Raw genomic sequence first — 1,126 nt, forward strand, 5'->3', positions numbered from 1 at the left:
GCAATGCCTGACGCATTTAACGGCCCCTTCATGGCAAACCGGGCTAATTCACGCATTTAAGCGCTTCCTCAAGTATTCAAGTAAATTTGTAGTTACCCAAAAGGGCAACGCCACCATTACTCGTGGTGGTTATCTGTGTAAGGCAACAATGCAACGTAGCGCGCACGCTTGATTGCTGTAGCCAACTGACGCTGGTATTTCGCTTTAGTACCGGTAATACGGCTAGGAACGATTTTTCCAGTTTCAGTGATGTAGCCTTTCAAAGTATCAAGATCTTTATAATCGATCTCTTTAACGCCTTCTGCGGTGAAACGGCAGAACTTACGACGACGTAAAAAACGAGACATAGTCTTCTCCTAATTCCGAATTACTCTTCTGATGCTTCAGCGCTATCGTCTGCCGCTGCGTCTTGGCTTTCAGCTGCTGCAGGAGCTTCAGCTTTTGGCGCTTCTTGACGCTGTGGACGACGATCGTCGCGGTTTTGAGATGCTTTGATCGCAGATTCTTCAGTAATCGCTTCTTTACGGCGGATTACCAACTCACGAATGATTGCATCGTTGAATCGGAAGTTATGAGAAAGCTCATCAAGCACTTCACTGCCACACTCGATGTTCATCAAGATGTAGTGTGCTTTGTGGATTTTGTTGATCGGGTATGCCAAGTGACGACGACCCCAATCTTCTAAACGGTGAACTTGACCACCGCCATTAGTGATTAGGTTGCTGTATCGCTCAACCATACCTGGTACCTGTTCGCTCTGATCAGGGTGTACCAGAAATACGATCTCATAGTGACGCATAAATGCTCCCTTTGGATATATAGCCTTAAATCGAATAATTCTTTTTAAAGCAAGGAGTTACAAATTAAACGAATTTATCAAGTCGCCTGTAAATGCTAGCAGCTTAATATAACCCGCAGTTTTTCGAGCCGCGCATCTTACAGACAAAGCCCACCATATGCAAGTTATCGGTACGCAAACTGCCGTAACAAAGGCATAACAAACCTCAGCACCGCTGAAACATAATATTTCTAGACTATTCAGAAACAGCGACTAAGGTTCAGCAAGATATTAGCCTTCAGGTAATTACTTTTGGCCAACGAACAGAGCAAAAATCACAAAATAGGC

General features: G+C 44.4%; 2 protein-coding genes. Both read right to left on the reverse strand.

What is annotated here, in order from left to right:
- Positions 1–116: 116 nt before the first annotated feature.
- Complete coding sequence (gene rpsR / locus A3739_RS17340; protein ID WP_068480503.1) at positions 117–347, reverse strand: 30S ribosomal protein S18; 231 nt, start codon at positions 345–347, stop codon at positions 117–119.
- Between the two features lie 20 nt (positions 348–367).
- Positions 368–799, reverse strand: a complete 432-nt coding sequence (rpsF, locus tag A3739_RS17345; protein ID WP_068480500.1) for a 30S ribosomal protein S6 — start codon at positions 797–799, stop codon at positions 368–370.
- Positions 800–1,126: the final 327 nt, after the last annotated feature.

This window comes from Oleiphilus sp. HI0067 (assembly GCF_001635735.1).

Coding starts and splice junctions, on each gene's coding strand:
- rpsR (WP_068480503.1), bottom strand. CDS start 347: ATGTCTCGTTTTTTACGTCGTCGTAAGTTCTGCCGTTTCACCGCAGAA.
- rpsF (WP_068480500.1), bottom strand. CDS start 799: ATGCGTCACTATGAGATCGTATTTCTGGTACACCCTGATCAGAGCGAA.